A 15,324-nucleotide genomic window follows, 5' to 3' on the forward strand; every position below is an offset into this window, starting at 1 on the left:
GTTCTTGCGATGATCAGGCGGTGACCTCACCAGAACCGCACCCTCCGCACCAGCACGGTGGACACGGCCACGGGCACGGCCACTCGCACGCGCACGGCCCGGCCGCACCCGTCTCCCAGCACCTGCGCAAGGTCATCGCCGCCGTACTGATTCCCTTCTCCACAGCGGTACTTGTGGGTCTGGTGGTGCTCTGGCCGGGCGGCGCCCCGCCGCACCAGCGCACCGGTGTCGGCTTCGACCGCCAGACCCAGCAGGCCAGGGTCGTCACGGTGGACACAGTGGACTGCAAGTCGGTCAACGTCGGTCAGGGCCCGTCGAACGGCGACACCTCCACCGCCGAGAGCCAGCAGGCGAGGAACGCGCCGCGAAAGCCGTGCGGCAAGGCCACCGTCGAGGTCACCTCGGGCAAGGAGAAGGGCCGTACCTTCACCGAGATCGTCCAGCCCGACTCGCCCCGCCAGTTGCACGCGGGCCAGGACGTGATCGTCGCGTACGCCCCCGACGCCCCCCATGACCTGCAATATTCCGTGACGGATGTGAACCGTCGATTCCCGATGGCGCTGCTCGCGGGCGTTTTCGCGCTCGCCGTCGTGGTCGTGGGCCGGCTGCGCGGGGTGATGGCGCTCGTCGCCCTGGTGGTCTCGTTCGCCGTGCTGACCCTGTTCATCCTTCCGGCGGTACTCCAGGGCTCCAACCCGCTGCTTGTGGCGGTGGTCGGGGCGAGCGCCATCATGCTGATCGCGCTCTACATGTGCCACGGCCTGTCCGCGCGCACCTCCGTCGCCGTCCTCGGCACCCTCGTCTCGCTGATGCTGATCGGACTGCTCGGTTCGCTCTTCATCGGCTGGGCCGCGCTCACCGGCAACACCGACGACAACACCGGCCTCATCCACGGCCTCTATCCGAACATCGACATGTCCGGCCTGCTGCTGGCCGGCGTCATCATCGGTTCGCTCGGCGTGCTCGACGACGTGACGGTGACGCAGACCTCCGCCGTGTGGGAGCTCCACGAGGCGAATCCGACGATGGGCCCGCGTGGCCTGTACCGGGCGGGCATCCGGATCGGCCGCGACCACATCGCCTCGGTGGTGAACACGCTGGTGCTGGCCTACGCGGGCGCCGCTCTGCCCCTGTTGCTGCTGTTCTCGATCGCCCAGAGCAGCGTGGGAACGGTGGCCAACAGCGAGTTGGTCGCCGAGGAGATCGTCCGCACCCTCGTCGGTTCGATCGGCCTGGTCGCCTCGGTGCCGCTGACCACCGCGCTGGCCGCCCTGGTGGTCTCGGCGGACCGGTCGAGCACGGGGACCCGCCCCGCCTCCCGCGTGGGTGCGGGACGCGGCGGGGGCGGTCGCCGCCGTAAGAAGTAGCGGGCTACTTCGACAAGCGGCAGGTCAACCGGCGTTCTCCTCGGCGAGGATGCGCCCGAGCGCGTCCTCCAGATGCTCGTCGAAGTCGCCGAGCGTCCACTCCTGCCCCAGCGGTACGAGCTTGTCGGTGCGGTCGAGGAACGCCACGAGCGGCGCCGCGCCGGACCGGAACAGGGCGCGGTCCTCGCCCACTTGGAGTCTGATGCGTACGTCGCAGAGCTCCTCGGGGTGGGTGGGCTCGATCCGCACATCGCCGTCGCCGGTCGCCACATTGATGCCGTCGAGCAGCAGCTCTCGACCGAAGGCCCAGGTCACCGGCGCGTCGCCGGGCAGGTGGAAGGTCATGCGCACCGCATAGGGATCCTTCGCCTCGTACGTCAGCTCCACCGGGATCCGGAAGGAGAGCTCCTCGGACACGAGGAAGCTCATCATCACTTCTGCCTGAACCGATTCACGCATCGCACGCACCCCGCTTTAGCCGAACTTGGCCAGGAATGATCCCCGTTGGCCTTCTTGACGCCATCGTGCTGTAAGCGCTAGCGGATCACAAGGAGTGATATTTCAGATACTGATAGAGAGGGCCGGGGAGCCCCAGAGAACCGCCACCTCGACGCGGAGTCGCTCAATGGTCGGAAGGAGGCGTTCTTGCTGGTGAAGGGGTACGGAGATGGCCACGGTGGCGGGAGTTGAGCCCGCCGTGACGGGGATCGCGGCGCAGACCGTCCCGAGGGCGTATTCCTGCCGTTCCACCACCGGTTGCATACGCTCCGTAGCCGCGAGGCGGTCCGTCAGAACGCGGCGGTCCCGCACGGTGTAAGGCGTGATGGCCTGGACCGGATGCCGGTCGAGGTAGTCCTCGCGGGTGCGCTCGTCGAGCTGGCCGAGCAGGCACTGACCGATGGCGTGGGCGTGTCCGGTCTCCCGGAAGTCGGCCCATTCCTCGACGGCGGGTACGTCGGGCGTGTCGGCGACCCCGGCGATCTCGATCTCGCCCTCGCGGTAGACCGCGAAGTAGATGGGCACTCCGAGGGAGTCCCGCCAGCGGACCAGTGAGTTGGCGATCTTGCTGCGACGATTCTGCAATGCCCCACCCACGGCCAGCCGCTCGACCGCGGGCCCGAAGACGAACACCCCGTGCTCGCGCCGCAGATAGCCCTCGTGAGTCAACGTCCGCAGCAGGTGGTAGGCGGTGGGCAGCGGCAGCCCCGCCTCGCGCGCCAGTTGTTTGGCGGGAGCTCCGTCCAGGTGGGACCCCACTGCCTCAAGCAGACGCAGGGCTCGCTGGACCGAGCCGATCAGGGTAGGGACGGCGCCGTTCGAAGCCGTGGCCACAGGTCACCCCCAGGCGTGCTGACGGGCAACGCGCCCGCCCGCGGGGGCCGCCCCCGCGCGCCCGCCGCGACCCCGGGGGCGGCGGCACGGGCCGGTCGGACCGGCGGTCGGGATCGATCAGGACCCGTGGTTCCCAGGGGGCGGCAGAGACTGGCCACTCTAATGGCGGCCCTCTGGGCGAAGGGGGCTCGGCAAGGTCCGTTCCCCCGGCCGGGCTAACGCCCGCCCGCCCCCGACGTGGCTTGCCGGGTCGGCAAGGACTGCTCGACGGCGGCTGCCACGGCCCCCGGGCGGAAGGTCATGTTCCGCCCGGGGCCGACTACCAGTCGCTACGCGAGGAGGACGAGGAGGACATGAACCTCCGCACCAGGTAGATCAGACCGCCGACCAGGGCCACGAAGACCAGGACCTTGAAGAGCAGCCCGAACAGGAACCCGATCACGCTCGCGATCACACCGCCGAACACCACCAGGGCGATGAGCGGCACGGCGACCCACTTCACCCACCAGGGCATTCCCGCGAACAACTCCCGTGCCGCCATCGTCCCTACCTCTTTCCGTCAGTTCACGATTCTGTGCGCTTTCGACACCCTCGATGCTAGGCGGGAGGGGGTGCCGGGCGGGGCCCTCGCAGCCCTTGAACTCCCCTGACCGAACCCCTAGGGAGAATCGGGGTCGACCCTCAGCTCTCAGGCGGAGAGAAGACCACCAGAACCCTCAGATCCTCGGTGATGTGGTGGAACTTGTGCGCTACGCCCGCCGGCACGTAGACCACGCTGCCCCGCGCCACCTGCGTCGTCTCCAGGCCCACGGTGATCGACGCGCGGCCGCTGACCACGAAGTAGATCTCGTCCTGGGCGTGCGGGGATTGCGGGTCGTGCGCCCCCGCGTCGAGCGCGTACAACCCCGCCGACATGTTTCGCTCTCGTAGGAATTGCAGATACGCGCCGTCGTTGGCGGCCCGCTCCGTCTCCAGCTCGTCGAGTCGGAAATGTTTCATCGCCGTCTGCCCCTGCGCTCGTGCCGATCCGGTCTGCCACGATCAGACCCATGAAGAATTTCGTAGTCAAGACGATCGCCAACGCGGCCGCCCTGGCCGTGGCCATTTGGCTGGTCAAGAACATCACGCTGACCGGTGAGAGCACCGGCAAGAAGGCGCTGACGCTGGTCCTGGTCGCGCTGCTGTTCGGCGTCGTGAACTTCGTCGTGAAGCCCGTGGTCAAGCTCCTGTCGTTCCCCCTCTTCATCCTCACGCTCGGGCTGATCACCCTGGTGGTGAACGCCCTGATGCTGTTGTTGACCTCCTGGCTCGCCGACAAGCTCGATCTCAGCTTCCATGTCGAGGGCTTCTGGACCGCCGTGGTGGGCGCCCTGATCATCTCGGTCGTGTCCTGGGCCATGCACATCGTCCTGCCCGACGACAAGGACTGAGCGTCGCCCCCTCCGTCGGGCCCGTCCATGACGAAGACCGCACCGAGGGACCGCTTGACACCCCCGCGATGAATGGAGCATGTGGCATGACAGGTGACGGCACTCGATCCGTACGCGCCGGGATCCCCGCGCCGGTGGCCTACGAACCCACCCTGCCCGGGCCGGTGTTCGCCGCCCACTTCCACCTGCCCGGCGAGGCGGCCGGCCCGTACACCTACGGCCGCGACACCAACCCGACCTGGACCCATCTGGAACGGGCCATAGCCGAACTCGAGTCCCCCGACGAGAGCGCCGAAGCCGTCGTCTTCGCCTCCGGGATGGCGGCGATCTCGGCGGTCCTGCTCTCCCAGGCGCGCTCCGGGGACACCGTGGTCCTGCCGGACGACGGCTATCAGGCCCTGCCCCTGGTCCGTGAGCAGTTGGAGGCGTACGGCATCGAGGTGCGCACCGCGCCGACCGCAGGGGATGCCCAACTGGCGCACCTCGACGGCGCGAAGCTGCTGTGGATCGAGACACCGTCGAATCCCGGTCTCGATGTGTGCGACGTACGCCGGCTGGCGCGGTCCGCACACGAAGCGGGCGCGCTCGTGGCGGTCGACAACACGTTGGCCACACCGCTCGGGCAGCGCCCCCTCGAACTCGGCGCGGACTTCGCGGTCGCCAGCGGCACCAAGGGCCTGACCGGCCACGGCGATCTGCTGCTCGGCTATGTGGTGTGCCGCGATCCCCGGCTCGCCGCACGCGTACGCACCTGGCGCAAGGTCGTCGGGGCGATCCCGGGGCCGATGGAGGCCTGGCTCGCACACCGCTCCCTCGCCACCCTGCACCTGCGCGCGGACCGGCAGGCCGCCAACGCCCTCGCCCTGGCAGAGGCGCTGGCAAAACGCGGCGAGGTGACGGGGCTGCGCTATCCGGGCCTGCCCTCGGATCCCTCGCACCGACTGGCCTCGGCGCAGATGCGCCGCTTCGGCTGCGTGATCTCCTTCGACCTGCCCGACCGCGCCTTCGCCGAACGGTTCCTGGAGGCGCTGCGTCTGGTGGACGACGCCACGAGCTTCGGTGGCGTGCGCTCGACCGCCGAACGGCGTGGCCGCTGGGGCGGCGACGCGGTGGCGGAGGGCTTCATCCGCTTCTCGGTCGGCGCGGAGGACGCACCCGATCTGATCGCGGATGTGGAACGCGCCCTGGACGAGGCGGGTGCGGCCTCGTGATCGCCGTGCGGAGCGTATCGCCTCCGCAGGACGGACGGTCCGAGCCTCCCCCCTCGTGGCTCGGACCGTCCCGGTTCCTCGCGTACGAAGAACCGCCTGGCCAAGGCTAGTTGACTCTGCGTCAGTGTCCAATCACCGGAACGACAGAGGCCTATCGACATATTTATAGTGGGGTCCGGCCGGGGATGGCGCGAGGCAGTTCAGGACGGGAGGGCGCCCGCATGGACCTTGCCCTGCTGCGTACGTTCGTCACCGTGCACCGGGCCGGCTCCTTCACCCGGGCCGCGGCGCTGCTCGGACTCTCACAGCCCGCCGTGACCAGCCAGATCCGCACCCTGGAGCGGCAGTTGGGCCACACCCTGTTCCTGCGCAGGGCGCGCGGGGTGACCCCGACGACGATCGGCGACGAACTGGCCCAGCGGGCCGCGCCGCATCTGGACGCACTCGTCGAAATCACCGAGCCGGGCCTGTGCGAGGAATCGGGCGCGCGGACGCTCCACCTGGCGGGCCCGCCGGAGTTCACGGCAGTGCGGGCCCTGCCCGCTCTCACCCGGCTCATCCCGCAGGGACTCGCGCTGCGGGCCTCCTTCGGGAACGCGGAGGAGACCCTGGAAGGCCTGGCCGCCGGACACCACGACCTGGTCATCGCCACCGCCCGGCCGCGCGGTGGGCTGCTGACGTCGACACCGCTGTGCGACGAGGAACATGTGCTGGTCGCCGGGGTGCGCTGGGCGGCACGACTCGGACCGGGCGCGGTGCGCCACGGCGGTCCCGAGGTCCTGGAGCCCATCCCGGTGGTGGAGGTCCATGAGTCGCTTCCGCTGGTGACCCGCTACTGGGCGGCCGTGTTCGACGCCCGGCCCGCGGCCACGGGCACGGTGATCGCCCCCGACCTGCGGGCCGTCCTGGCCGCGGTGGCCGCCGGGGCCGGCCTGGCGGTGCTGCCCCGCTACCTGTGCGAGACGGCCCTGGAACAGGGTGAGGTGGTGGCGCTCCTCGACCCCCCGGTGCCTCCGCTGCGGACCTATTTCCTCGCGGCGCGCACCGGCACACTCGGTCTCGCACACATCGCGCGGGCGCAGGAATGGCTGCTGCGTGCCGCCGTCGACTGGAGCTGAGGTGCGGCGGCCAGGCCCGAGGAGTTTCGCGGCCATCCCTTCGGGCCACATTTCTCCCATGACCGTACGTCCAGTGGTCAAGCGCACCGCACGAGCCGTTCTGCTCGACGGCGACGACCTGATCCTGATCAAGCGCACCAAGCCCGGCATGGATCCGTACTGGGTCACCCCCGGTGGCGGGGTCGAGCCCGAGGACTCCACCGTCGTCGAGGCCCTCCACCGCGAGGTGCACGAGGAACTCGGAGCCAAGATCACCGACGTGGTGCCCTGCTTCGTCGACACCGTCGAGCACATCGGCGCCGACGGAGGGGCGACCGGAGTGAAGGTGCAGCACTTCTTCGTCTGCCGCCTCGACTCCATGGACCCCTCGCTGCGGCACGGCCCCGAGATCGACGAGCCGTGCGGTGAGTACGAGATCGTCCGCATCCCGTTCACCCGTGTCGGGATCGCCTCCGTACACCTCGTCCCGCTGTCCCTCAGGCACTACCTGGACGGCAACATCGAGGGTGTACGCGCCATGCACGCGCCCGACCTGGGCTGACCCCCGCGCTCACCCAGCGGCACGGACGAGCGCGTAGGCCTCCCGGAGGTCGTCACCGGTGTACGCATGGGTCGCGAGGCCCTCAAGATGGTGATCCGCGTTCACCGCGACCGACACGGGCACCGCGGCGAAGAGGTCCACGTCGGACATCGAGTCCCCGTACGCCACACAGCTTCGGGGGCTGACACCGAACTCGGCACACAGCCGGTCCATGACGCTCACCTTGGCGGCCGGACTGAGGATCCCGGCCGGATCCACCGGCCGCGCGAACGGCACGTCCGGGAAGACGGAGCCGTGGGCGGCGTGGGCGCCCCAGGCGAGCAGCCGTCGCACGAAGAAGGACGGGGAGAGCGAGATGACGGCGCAGTAGTCACCCTGTTCCCGGATCTCGCGCCACACGTCCTGGATCCCGGTGAGCCAGGGGGCGCTCTCGAAGGCGCTCGCCACGTGCGCCTCGGTGAGCCCGGCCCACAGGGCATGGACGCGTACCGCGTACTCCGGAGGCCCGATCAGCCCTGCGGACAGCTCACGCTCCAGCTCGCCGATCTCGCTGAGCAGTCCCAGTTGCCGGGATATCTCGACCGGTGCGGCGGAGCCCCGCATCAGCGTGCCGTCGAGGTCGAAGAGATGAAGTCTCGCCATGTACGCCGAGGCTAGTACGAGGGGTTACTCCCCCTGTCGGACGCCCGGCCCAGCCGTGCGGCGCCACCCTGTTTCACGTGAAACATCCACCGCTCCCCTCATCCGGTTCGACGCCGGTCCAGCCCACGCCGCCCCGGCCCACCCCGCTCCGGGCGACGCCGTTTCACGTGAAACATCTGCGTCGGCGCTCCCGCAGGGGCTGGCTGGTGGCTCATGTCGCCGTCTCGGTGAGCTGGCTGGGCCTCACCCTGGGACTGCTCGCGCTCGGCGTCACCGCGTTCACCACGGACTCCCCTGCGATGACGGAGTCCGCGTACCGCGCCATGAAGGTCTTCGGCGACTGGCTGGTGATACCCATCGCGTCCGTGTCGCTGGTGACCGGGGTGGTGCTCTCGGGGGGCACCCGGTGGGGGCTCGCGCGCCACCGCTGGGTCTGGGTCAAGTTCTGGCTGACCTTGCTCACGCTGTGTCTGTCGGCCTTCGCGCTGCGGCCGGAAATCAACAGCGCTGTCGCCGCGGGGGCGCCCGACGTCAGCCTGGTCGCGGCGCCCGTCGTCTCCTCCAGCGCCTATTTCTTCATGACGGCGATCTCGGTGCTCAAGCCCTGGGGACTGACGAAGCGTGGCCGGAAGCACCATGCCGAGAGCCGGAAACTGCTGGACGCCGCGCCCAGGCGTCGGACAACCTGACCTTCATGCCCTCACCGCTCGCCGAGCTCCCCCTGCGCCATCTGACCCATGAAGACGTCGTCGCCTGCGCCGACCTCTCCGAAGACCGGGGCTGGCCACGGGAGGAGCACAAATGGGGGCTTCTGCTCGCGGCGGGCACGGGATACGGAATCGATGCCCCGGACGGCAAGGGCCTGGTCGCCGCCTGTGTCGTCACCTCGTACGGTCCGGGTCTCACGGCCATCGGCATGGTCCTGGTGGCCCAGCGCTTCGCCCGGCAGGGCGTCGGGCGACGGCTGATGAAGGACGTGCTCCAGAAGTGGGAGGGCACTCCGCTCACCCTGCACGCCACACCGAACGGCCGCCCGCTCTACGAGGAGCTGGGCTTCGCAACGACCGGCCGCGCCGAGATGGTCGTGGGGCACTTCCAGCCGTCGGGGCCCGCCCCGACGGTGGCCACCCGTCCGGCGACCGCGGACGACCTGTCGGCGATCCTCCGGCTGGACACCGAGGTCTTCGGCCAGGACCGCACCCACATGATCACCCGGCTGCCGGCCTTCTGCGATCAGTTGCGGGTCGCCGAGGACTCGGTCGGCCTCATCGGGTTCGCGGCCGCCTGGCCCAATATGCACACCCATGTGGTCGGCCCGTTGATCGCCCGCGACACGGAGACCGCCAAGGCTCTGGTCGCCTCGCTCGCGGCCGGCACGGACCGGCCGCTGCGCACGGACGTCGACGTACGGCACGAGGAACTGTTGAGCTGGCTGAGGGCGTCCGGCCTGGACTCGGTCGGCTTCAACGCGGTGATGACCCGGGGCATCCCGGCTCTCCCCGGCGACTGGACCCGCCGCTTCGCGCCCCTGACGGTGGCAGCGGGCTAGCCCGGCCCTCGCTGCCTCAGTACGCGTCCGCCCTCATGTGCCGTCCCAGTAACGGCACTTGAGGGCGGATGCCGGGATATCGGGGTGGTCAGCGGCGAGTCAGGTTCGCGACGGCGGCGGACGCGAATCCGTGGTCCTGCTCGGGGGCGCCGCCACCCACGCCGATCGCGCCGATGAGACGGCCGTCGCGATGCACGGGCACGCCACCCGCGATGAAGAGCAGCGGACGGTCGAGCGCCGTCGGCAGGGTGTGGAACGGGCCGCCCGGCTGGACCGCGTCCACCAGGTCGGCGGTCGGCGCGTTCAGCTGGAGCGCCGTGTACGCCTTGCGTGTGCTGGTCTCCCCGGCGATCAGTACGGCCCGGTCGTCCCGGCGGAAGGCGAGCAGATGGCCGCCCGCGTCCAGGACGGTAACCGCGACGGTGACCCCGGCCGCCTCCGCGGCCACCCGGGCCGCTTCGACGAGGACCTCGGCATCCTGGGTGCTGAACGGGGCCGGTGCGAGGGTGGTGGTGCTCATGCGGGACAACTCCTTGACGGTTATGGGCAGTTGATTCAGCGGTGGGCGGCCGGGACCCGGATCGGCTCCGGTACGGCGCCCGCGACGACGGTGCTGTGCGTGGCCGTACGGCGCTCCAGCGCGCTGGAGACGAAGGCCAGCACGAGGGCGGAGGCGGCGAGTGCCGCGCCGACCCAGTTCGGGGCGGTGTAGCCGAGGCCGACCGCGATGACGACGCCGCCGAGCCAGGCGGAGAGCGCGTTGCCGAGGTTGAAGGCGCCGATGTTGACGGCGGACGCCAGGGTGGGTGCGCCGGCGGCCTGGTCGAGGACCCGCTTTTGCAGCGGGGGGACGGTCGCGAAGCCCAGCGCGCCGATGAGGAAGACCATGACGGCGGACGCGGACTTGTCGTGGGCGGCCACCGTGAACAGCGCCAGGACCACGGCGAGCCCTGATAGCGAGACATAGAGCATCGGCATCAGAGCGCGGTCGGCGAACCGGCCGCCGACGAGGTTTCCGACCACCATCCCGAGGCCGAACAGCACGAGCAGCCAGGTGACGGAGGTGTCGGCATAGCCGGCGACGTTCGTCATCATCGGGGTGATGTAGGTGATCGCGGCGAAGACACCGCCGAAGCCGAGCACGGTCATCGCCATGGCGAGCAGCACCTGGACGTTGCGGAACGCGGCGATCTCGTGGCGCAGCCGTACGCCCTCAGCCTTCGGCATGTCCGGGACCAGCTTGGCGACGCCGAGCAGTCCCAGCACCCCGAGGGCGGCGACGACGAAGAACGTCGCGCGCCAGCCGACCTGTTGGCCGATCAGCGTGCCGGCCGGTACGCCCACGACGTTGGCGACGGTCAGACCGGTGAACATCATGGCGATGGCCCCGGCCTTCTTCTCGGGGGCGACCAAGTCCGCGGCGACGACCGAACCGATTCCGAAGAACGCGCCGTGCGCGAGCGAGGCGACGATCCGCCCGGCCAGCATCAGCCCGAAGGCGGGCGCGAGCGCGGAGAGCACGTTGCCGACGATGAAGAAGCCCATCAGCAGCATCAGCATCCGCTTGCGGCTGATCTTCGTTCCCAGCAGCGTCATGAGCGGCGCGCCGAGCATCACGCCGACCGCATAGCCACTGACCAGGTATCCGGCGGTCGGGATGGAGACATCGAAGGTGCCGGCGACCTCGGGGAGCAGCCCCATGATCACGAATTCCGTGGTGCCGATACCGAACGCCCCGATGGCGAGGGCTAGGAGCGCGAGTGGCATGGGATGGCCTTCCAGAAGATTGCTTGAGCCCCTTACAAGCGTCAACAATAATTGCAGACGCTGGCTAATTGCAAACGCGGGCTATTGCACTCGTGGACTATCCTGAGGACACGCCGCTCCGGACGGAGGACAGACGCATGACCGCGACCGACCCCGCACTCACCGCCCTCGCCCAGGGCTGGTGCGCGCTCTCCCTGCTGCACGGCAAGATCGATGCCCACATCGAGCGCGCCCTCCAGTCGGGCCATGACCTCAGCGTGCGCGAGTACTCCCTGCTCGACGTCCTGAGTCGCCAGCACAGCGGCCCCGGGGGCCATCTCCAGATGAAGCAGGTCGCCGACGCCGTCGTCCTCAGCCAGTCGGCCACGACCCGGCTGGTGACCCGGCTCGAGGACCGTGGCCTGCTGACCCGGTACCTCTGCGACACCGACCGGCGCGGTATCTACACGGACGTCACCGACTCCGGTCTCGCCCTGCTGGCCGAGGCGCGGCCCACCAACGACAGGGCACTGCGCGAGGCCCTGGACGAAGCGGCCACCAACCCCCAACTGGCGCCCCTGGTCCGCACAGTTGAGGCGCTGCACGCACCGGCCTGACAGGGCCGGGCGTACGCTCCTATCCATGAACGATCTTGAGATCAGGCCCGCGACGCCCGAGGACATTCCGGCGATCGTGGCGATGCTCGCCGACGATCCGCTGGGCGCCCAGCGCGAATCGCCGGACGACCTCGCCCCCTACCGCGCCGCCTTCGACCGGCTGGCGAGCGATCCCCACCAGCGATTGGTGGTCGCGGATCGCGGCGGGCAGGTCGTCGGCACGCTTCAGCTCACCGTCATTCCCGGTCTCTCCCGGCGCGGAGCGTCTCGCTCGATCATCGAGGGCGTCCGCGTGGAGAAGACAGAGCGGGGCAGCGGCCTGGGGACCATCCTCATCGAATGGGCCATCGCCGAATCCGAGCGCCTGGGCTGCCAGTTGGTTCAGCTGACCTCGGACGCCACCCGCATCGACGCTCATCGCTTCTATGAGCGGCTGGGCTTCGAGGCCTCACATGTGGGGTTCAAGAAGCCGCTGTAGGCCCCGTTTCACGTGAAACGGTCTCGCATGACCGCCCGGTGTGCCGCAGGGCGTCAGACCTACAGCGAAGGCCGGGCGCGGCCGTTTCACGTGAAACGGCCGCGTCCGGTGTCGGTTCCACGTGAAACGTCAGATTCCCCGCCAGCCCTCGGGGTCCACACCACCCGGCACGGCGCTCGCCTCGGGGCCGTACGGCTCACGCGTGAACACGAAGGAGCCGAGGTCGAGATGGCTCACCGAACCGTCCGGTCGGCGCACCACACGGAGTGTCTCGCCCTGGTAGTAGCCGTCGAGACCGACCCAGGTCCCGTCGGCGGCCGCCTTGAACGCGGACGCCCGGCCGATCCCCCGCAGCGGCGCCAGCGCCACCCCCCGCTCGGCAGTGAGCCGCAGGCCGTAGGCGTGGGTGCCCCAGTACCAGGGCCCGGTGAGCGCCAGGAGGTGCTCATCCACCTCAGGGAGGGGGCGCCAGGGCTCCGGGAAGCGCGGCTCGGCGTCCGCCACGATGCGTACGAGATCGGCCGCCAGCGAGCCGCACATCGGACCCGAGGTCGCATTGGCGAGCGCGACGGCGGCCACCCCGTCCGCCACGCTGATCCATAGACCCGCGACGAACCCGGGCAACGAGCCGGTGTGCCCGGCGAGTTCGCGACCACCGCTGCGAGCGAGCTGCATGCCGAATCCGTATCCGTCGTCCCATCCACCCGCTTCCGGGGCGACGGCGGGAGTCCGCATCTCTGCCACCGACTCGGCGCTCAGCACCCGCTCATCGCCCTCGGCGAGAAAGACGGCGAAGCGGCACAGGTCGGCGGCGGTCGACCAGAGCTGCCCGGCGGGAGCCATCAGGCCGAGGTCCTCGGACGGTTCGGGCAGCAGCACATCGGCCCACGGATGCACGGCCCAGCCACCGGCATGGGGGTGCGCCGGCTGCGTGCCCGTACGGTCGAGCCCGAGCGGCTGGAGGATCTCGCTCCGCAGCGCCTGCTCCCAGGACACTCCGCGCACCGCCTCCACCAGAGAACCGAGCAGGGCGTAACCCGGGTTGGAGTAGTGGTGGAGCCGTCCCGCGGGGTGCAGATACGGCTCGCTTCCCAGGACGTCGGTCAGTTCGGGGCGGAGCTCTCCTGGCGTCCGCTCCCACCAGGGAGCGGGCGACTCCGCCGCCAACCCCGCGGTGTGGGAAAGGAGTTGAGCGATTGTCGCTCCGCCCGCCGCGGTGCCGGGGAGGTGCTTCTCCAAGGGATCGCCGAGATCGAGCAGCCCCTCGTCACGCAACCGCAGAACCAGTACGGCGGTGAAGATCTTGGTGATGGACCCGATGCGGTACTGGACGTCGGCGTCCGGGCCGTGGCCGTCGACCGAGGTGCGCGAGCCGGACCAGACCATCCGGCCGTCCCGCGCCACGGCCGCGACCAGCGAGGGCGCCCTCCCTTCGGACTGGGCGACAGCGATGCGGTGAAGCAGCGCACGCCGCGTCGATGGCAACAGCTCTTCGAAGGGGGCGGGCGATACGGGCGAACGGGATGAGGTCATGGGCTAGGTCTAACCGCGCACCCGCCTCCCGTCGACCGCTTTTCCCCGAGCCGACCTCTTTGGCACCGTGTAACCCAACGGGGTTGCTGGATCAGGTCGCCGCCATGTCCACGAAGCGCGAATAGTGACCCTGGAAGGCGACGGTGATCGTCGCGGTCGGGCCGTTACGGTGCTTGGCCACGATCAGGTCCGCCTCGCCCGCGCGGGGCGACTCCTTCTCGTAGGCGTCCTCACGGTGCAGCAGGATGACCATGTCCGCGTCCTGCTCGATGGAGCCCGATTCACGCAGGTCGGAGACCATCGGCTTCTTGTCGGTGCGCTGCTCGGGACCACGGTTCAGCTGCGAGAGCGCGATCACCGGAAGCTGGAGCTCCTTGGCGAGCAGCTTCAGGTTTCGCGACATGTCCGAGACTTCCTGCTGGCGGCTCTCCGCACGCTTCGAACCGCCGGACTGCATCAGCTGGAGATAGTCGATGACGACGAGGCGGAGGTCGTTCCGCTGCTTCAAGCGGCGGCACTTGGCGCGGATTTCCATCATCGACAGGTTGGGAGAGTCGTCGATGTAGAGCGGCGCCTGGGAGACGTCGGGCATGCGCCGGGCCAGCCGTGTCCAGTCGTCGTCGGTCATCGTGCCGGAGCGCATGTGGTGGAGCGCGACCCGGGCCTCGGCCGACAGCAGACGCATCGCGATCTCGTTGCGCCCCATTTCGAGCGAGAAGATCACGCTCGGCAGATTGTGCTTGATCGAACAGGCCCGCGCGAAGTCCAGCGCCAGCGTGGACTTACCCATCGCGGGTCGGGCGGCGATGACGACCATCTGACCGGGGTGCAGACCATTGGTGAGCGAGTCGAAGTCGGTGAATCCGGTAGGCACTCCGGTCATCTCGCCGCTGCGGGAGCCGATCGCCTCGATCTCGTCGAGCGCGCCCTCCATGATGTCGCCGAGCGGGAGATAGTCCTCGCTGGTGCGCTGCTCGGTGACCGCGTAGATCTCGGCCTGGGCGGAGTTGACGATGTCGTCGACGTCGCCGTCCGCCGCGTATCCCATCTGCGTGATCTTGGTGCCCGCCTCGACGAGCCGGCGGAGCACCGCCCGCTCATGGACGATTTCCGCGTAGTACGAGGCGTTGGCTGCCGTCGGCACCGACTGGACCAGCGTGTGCAGATAGGACGCACCGCCGACCCGGGTGATCTCGCCGCGCTTGACCAGTTCGGCGGCGACGGTGATGGGGTCGGCCGGCTCGCCCTTGGCGTAGAGGTCGAGGATCGCCGTGTAGACGGTCTCGTGTGCGGGCTTGTAGAAGTCATGGCCCTTGATGATCTCCACGACGTCCGCGATGGCGTCCTTGGAGAGCAGCATGCCGCCGAGCACGGACTGTTCGGCGTCGATGTCCTGGGGCGGCACCCGCTCGAAGCCGGAGGAGCCGCCGTCCCAGTCGTCCTGGCCCCGGTCGTGCTGATCGTCACGGCCTCTGCCGCGGCCGCGGCCACGGACCTCGCTGTCGCCGCGCTGGCGGGAAACAGGCAGACGGTCACTTGGACCGGTGTCGGCCCAGGGCTCGTCCAACGGCTCGGGAATGCTCACCGGGCCACCTCCTCCCGTCCGCTCCGCGGACCTAGCCGTGCCACTCTTTCTACGGCACGACACTGACAAAACGAGAAGCCCGACTCCGGTTCTGGCGCGTCGGGCGCCGGACCACGGTAGGCCCGCGAGCGGCGTCAGCCAATCTGGTTATCCACAGGCCTTGTGGACGAACGAC

The 15,324-nt window shown here is 69.6% G+C and carries 18 protein-coding genes; 9 read left to right on the forward strand and 9 right to left on the reverse strand.

Features of this window, described 5'->3' with window-relative positions; genetic code table 11:
* Positions 1-20 precede the first annotated feature (20 nt).
* Positions 21-1,367 (forward strand): YibE/F family protein, encoded by a 1,347-nt coding sequence (locus DWB77_RS19150; protein ID WP_246033570.1) that lies wholly within the window; start codon positions 21-23, stop codon positions 1,365-1,367.
* A 24-nt stretch (positions 1,368-1,391) separates the two neighbouring features.
* On the opposite strand, the gene DWB77_RS19155 is transcribed toward DWB77_RS19150, so the two are convergent.
* The 4 genes from DWB77_RS19155 to DWB77_RS19170 form a co-directional block, all read right to left on the reverse strand.
* Complete coding sequence (locus tag DWB77_RS19155; RefSeq protein ID WP_120722401.1) at positions 1,392-1,826, reverse strand: SsgA family sporulation/cell division regulator; 435 nt, start codon at positions 1,824-1,826, stop codon at positions 1,392-1,394.
* A 102-nt stretch (positions 1,827-1,928) separates the two neighbouring features.
* Positions 1,929-2,699 (reverse strand): IclR family transcriptional regulator, encoded by a 771-nt coding sequence (locus DWB77_RS19160; RefSeq protein WP_120722402.1) that lies wholly within the window; start codon positions 2,697-2,699, stop codon positions 1,929-1,931.
* 319 nt (positions 2,700-3,018) lie between these two features.
* The gene (locus DWB77_RS19165) at positions 3,019-3,240 is read right to left on the reverse strand and encodes a DUF5326 family protein (protein ID WP_120722403.1); all 222 of its coding nucleotides are present in this window, start codon (positions 3,238-3,240) and stop codon (positions 3,019-3,021) included.
* A gap of 140 nt (positions 3,241-3,380) precedes the next feature.
* Positions 3,381-3,698, reverse strand: coding sequence for a cupin domain-containing protein (locus DWB77_RS19170; protein ID WP_120722404.1), 318 nt, complete (start codon positions 3,696-3,698; stop codon positions 3,381-3,383).
* 50 nt (positions 3,699-3,748) lie between these two features.
* Here DWB77_RS19170 and DWB77_RS19175 point away from each other — a divergent pair, with 50 nt between their 5' ends.
* The 4 genes from DWB77_RS19175 to DWB77_RS19190 all read left to right on the forward strand — a co-directional run bounded on the left by DWB77_RS19175 (position 3,749) and on the right by DWB77_RS19190 (position 6,999).
* A complete protein-coding gene (locus DWB77_RS19175) occupies positions 3,749-4,129 on the forward strand; it encodes a phage holin family protein (protein ID WP_120722405.1) in 381 nt (126 codons plus the stop codon).
* Between the two features lie 86 nt (positions 4,130-4,215).
* Complete coding sequence (locus DWB77_RS19180; RefSeq protein WP_174248582.1) at positions 4,216-5,340, forward strand: cystathionine gamma-lyase; 1,125 nt, start codon at positions 4,216-4,218, stop codon at positions 5,338-5,340.
* A gap of 221 nt (positions 5,341-5,561) precedes the next feature.
* Positions 5,562-6,458 (forward strand): LysR family transcriptional regulator, encoded by an 897-nt coding sequence (locus DWB77_RS19185; RefSeq protein WP_120722407.1) that lies wholly within the window; start codon positions 5,562-5,564, stop codon positions 6,456-6,458.
* 58 nt (positions 6,459-6,516) lie between these two features.
* Positions 6,517-6,999 (forward strand): NUDIX domain-containing protein, encoded by a 483-nt coding sequence (locus DWB77_RS19190; protein ID WP_120722408.1) that lies wholly within the window; start codon positions 6,517-6,519, stop codon positions 6,997-6,999.
* 9 nt (positions 7,000-7,008) lie between these two features.
* On the opposite strand, the gene DWB77_RS19195 is transcribed toward DWB77_RS19190, so the two are convergent.
* Positions 7,009-7,641 carry an HAD family hydrolase gene (locus DWB77_RS19195; RefSeq protein ID WP_120722409.1) on the reverse strand — a complete coding sequence of 211 codons (633 nt, stop codon included), beginning with the start codon at positions 7,639-7,641 and terminating at the stop codon, positions 7,009-7,011.
* 167 nt (positions 7,642-7,808) lie between these two features.
* Here DWB77_RS19195 and DWB77_RS19200 point away from each other — a divergent pair, with 167 nt between their 5' ends.
* Together DWB77_RS19200 and DWB77_RS19205 are read left to right on the forward strand one after the other, a co-directional pair.
* Complete coding sequence (locus DWB77_RS19200) at positions 7,809-8,330, forward strand: DUF2269 domain-containing protein (RefSeq protein WP_120722410.1); 522 nt, start codon at positions 7,809-7,811, stop codon at positions 8,328-8,330.
* A gap of 5 nt (positions 8,331-8,335) precedes the next feature.
* Positions 8,336-9,190 carry a GNAT family N-acetyltransferase gene (locus DWB77_RS19205; protein ID WP_120722411.1) on the forward strand — a complete coding sequence of 285 codons (855 nt, stop codon included), beginning with the start codon at positions 8,336-8,338 and terminating at the stop codon, positions 9,188-9,190.
* 88 nt (positions 9,191-9,278) lie between these two features.
* Here the strand turns inward: DWB77_RS19205 and DWB77_RS19210 are convergent, their stop codons facing one another.
* Together DWB77_RS19210 and DWB77_RS19215 are read right to left on the reverse strand one after the other, a co-directional pair.
* A complete protein-coding gene (locus DWB77_RS19210; RefSeq protein ID WP_120722412.1) occupies positions 9,279-9,710 on the reverse strand; it encodes a GlcG/HbpS family heme-binding protein in 432 nt (143 codons plus the stop codon).
* Between the two features lie 35 nt (positions 9,711-9,745).
* Positions 9,746-10,957, reverse strand: coding sequence for an MFS transporter (locus DWB77_RS19215; RefSeq protein ID WP_120722413.1), 1,212 nt, complete (start codon positions 10,955-10,957; stop codon positions 9,746-9,748).
* Positions 10,958-11,094: 137 nt separating this feature from the next.
* Between DWB77_RS19215 and DWB77_RS19220 the strand changes: the two genes are divergently transcribed.
* Positions 11,095-11,553 (forward strand): MarR family winged helix-turn-helix transcriptional regulator, encoded by a 459-nt coding sequence (locus DWB77_RS19220; RefSeq protein ID WP_120722414.1) that lies wholly within the window; start codon positions 11,095-11,097, stop codon positions 11,551-11,553.
* Between the two features lie 25 nt (positions 11,554-11,578).
* A complete protein-coding gene (locus DWB77_RS19225) occupies positions 11,579-12,031 on the forward strand; it encodes a GNAT family N-acetyltransferase (RefSeq protein WP_120722415.1) in 453 nt (150 codons plus the stop codon).
* A 129-nt stretch (positions 12,032-12,160) separates the two neighbouring features.
* On the opposite strand, the gene DWB77_RS19230 is transcribed toward DWB77_RS19225, so the two are convergent.
* Together DWB77_RS19230 and dnaB are read right to left on the reverse strand one after the other, a co-directional pair.
* A complete protein-coding gene (locus DWB77_RS19230; RefSeq protein WP_120722416.1) occupies positions 12,161-13,564 on the reverse strand; it encodes a serine hydrolase domain-containing protein in 1,404 nt (467 codons plus the stop codon).
* Positions 13,565-13,655: 91 nt separating this feature from the next.
* Positions 13,656-15,149: a replicative DNA helicase gene (gene dnaB / locus DWB77_RS19235; protein ID WP_120722417.1), complete on the reverse strand. Its 1,494-nt coding sequence runs from the start codon at positions 15,147-15,149 to the stop codon at positions 13,656-13,658.
* Between the last annotated feature and the right edge of the window lie 175 nt (positions 15,150-15,324).

It is taken from the genome of Streptomyces hundungensis (assembly GCF_003627815.1).
In the GTDB taxonomy this organism is placed as follows: Bacteria; Actinomycetota; Actinomycetes; order Streptomycetales; family Streptomycetaceae; genus Streptomyces; species Streptomyces hundungensis_A.

Bases quoted from the DNA above. Each gene is read 5' to 3' on its own strand.
- DWB77_RS19190 (WP_120722408.1), top strand. From the start codon at position 6,517: ATGACCGTACGTCCAGTGGTCAAGCGCACCGCACGAGCCGTTCTGCTC.
- DWB77_RS19205 (WP_120722411.1), top strand. From the start codon at position 8,336: ATGCCCTCACCGCTCGCCGAGCTCCCCCTGCGCCATCTGACCCATGAA.
- DWB77_RS19210 (WP_120722412.1), bottom strand. From the start codon at position 9,710: ATGAGCACCACCACCCTCGCACCGGCCCCGTTCAGCACCCAGGATGCC.
- DWB77_RS19185 (WP_120722407.1), top strand. From the start codon at position 5,562: ATGGACCTTGCCCTGCTGCGTACGTTCGTCACCGTGCACCGGGCCGGC.
- DWB77_RS19155 (WP_120722401.1), bottom strand. From the start codon at position 1,826: ATGCGTGAATCGGTTCAGGCAGAAGTGATGATGAGCTTCCTCGTGTCC.
- DWB77_RS19195 (WP_120722409.1), bottom strand. From the start codon at position 7,641: ATGGCGAGACTTCATCTCTTCGACCTCGACGGCACGCTGATGCGGGGC.
- DWB77_RS19170 (WP_120722404.1), bottom strand. From the start codon at position 3,698: ATGAAACATTTCCGACTCGACGAGCTGGAGACGGAGCGGGCCGCCAAC.
- DWB77_RS19180 (WP_174248582.1), top strand. From the start codon at position 4,216: ATGACAGGTGACGGCACTCGATCCGTACGCGCCGGGATCCCCGCGCCG.
- DWB77_RS19175 (WP_120722405.1), top strand. From the start codon at position 3,749: ATGAAGAATTTCGTAGTCAAGACGATCGCCAACGCGGCCGCCCTGGCC.
- DWB77_RS19230 (WP_120722416.1), bottom strand. From the start codon at position 13,564: ATGACCTCATCCCGTTCGCCCGTATCGCCCGCCCCCTTCGAAGAGCTG.
- DWB77_RS19215 (WP_120722413.1), bottom strand. From the start codon at position 10,957: ATGCCACTCGCGCTCCTAGCCCTCGCCATCGGGGCGTTCGGTATCGGC.
- DWB77_RS19225 (WP_120722415.1), top strand. From the start codon at position 11,579: ATGAACGATCTTGAGATCAGGCCCGCGACGCCCGAGGACATTCCGGCG.
- DWB77_RS19165 (WP_120722403.1), bottom strand. From the start codon at position 3,240: ATGGCGGCACGGGAGTTGTTCGCGGGAATGCCCTGGTGGGTGAAGTGG.
- DWB77_RS19220 (WP_120722414.1), top strand. From the start codon at position 11,095: ATGACCGCGACCGACCCCGCACTCACCGCCCTCGCCCAGGGCTGGTGC.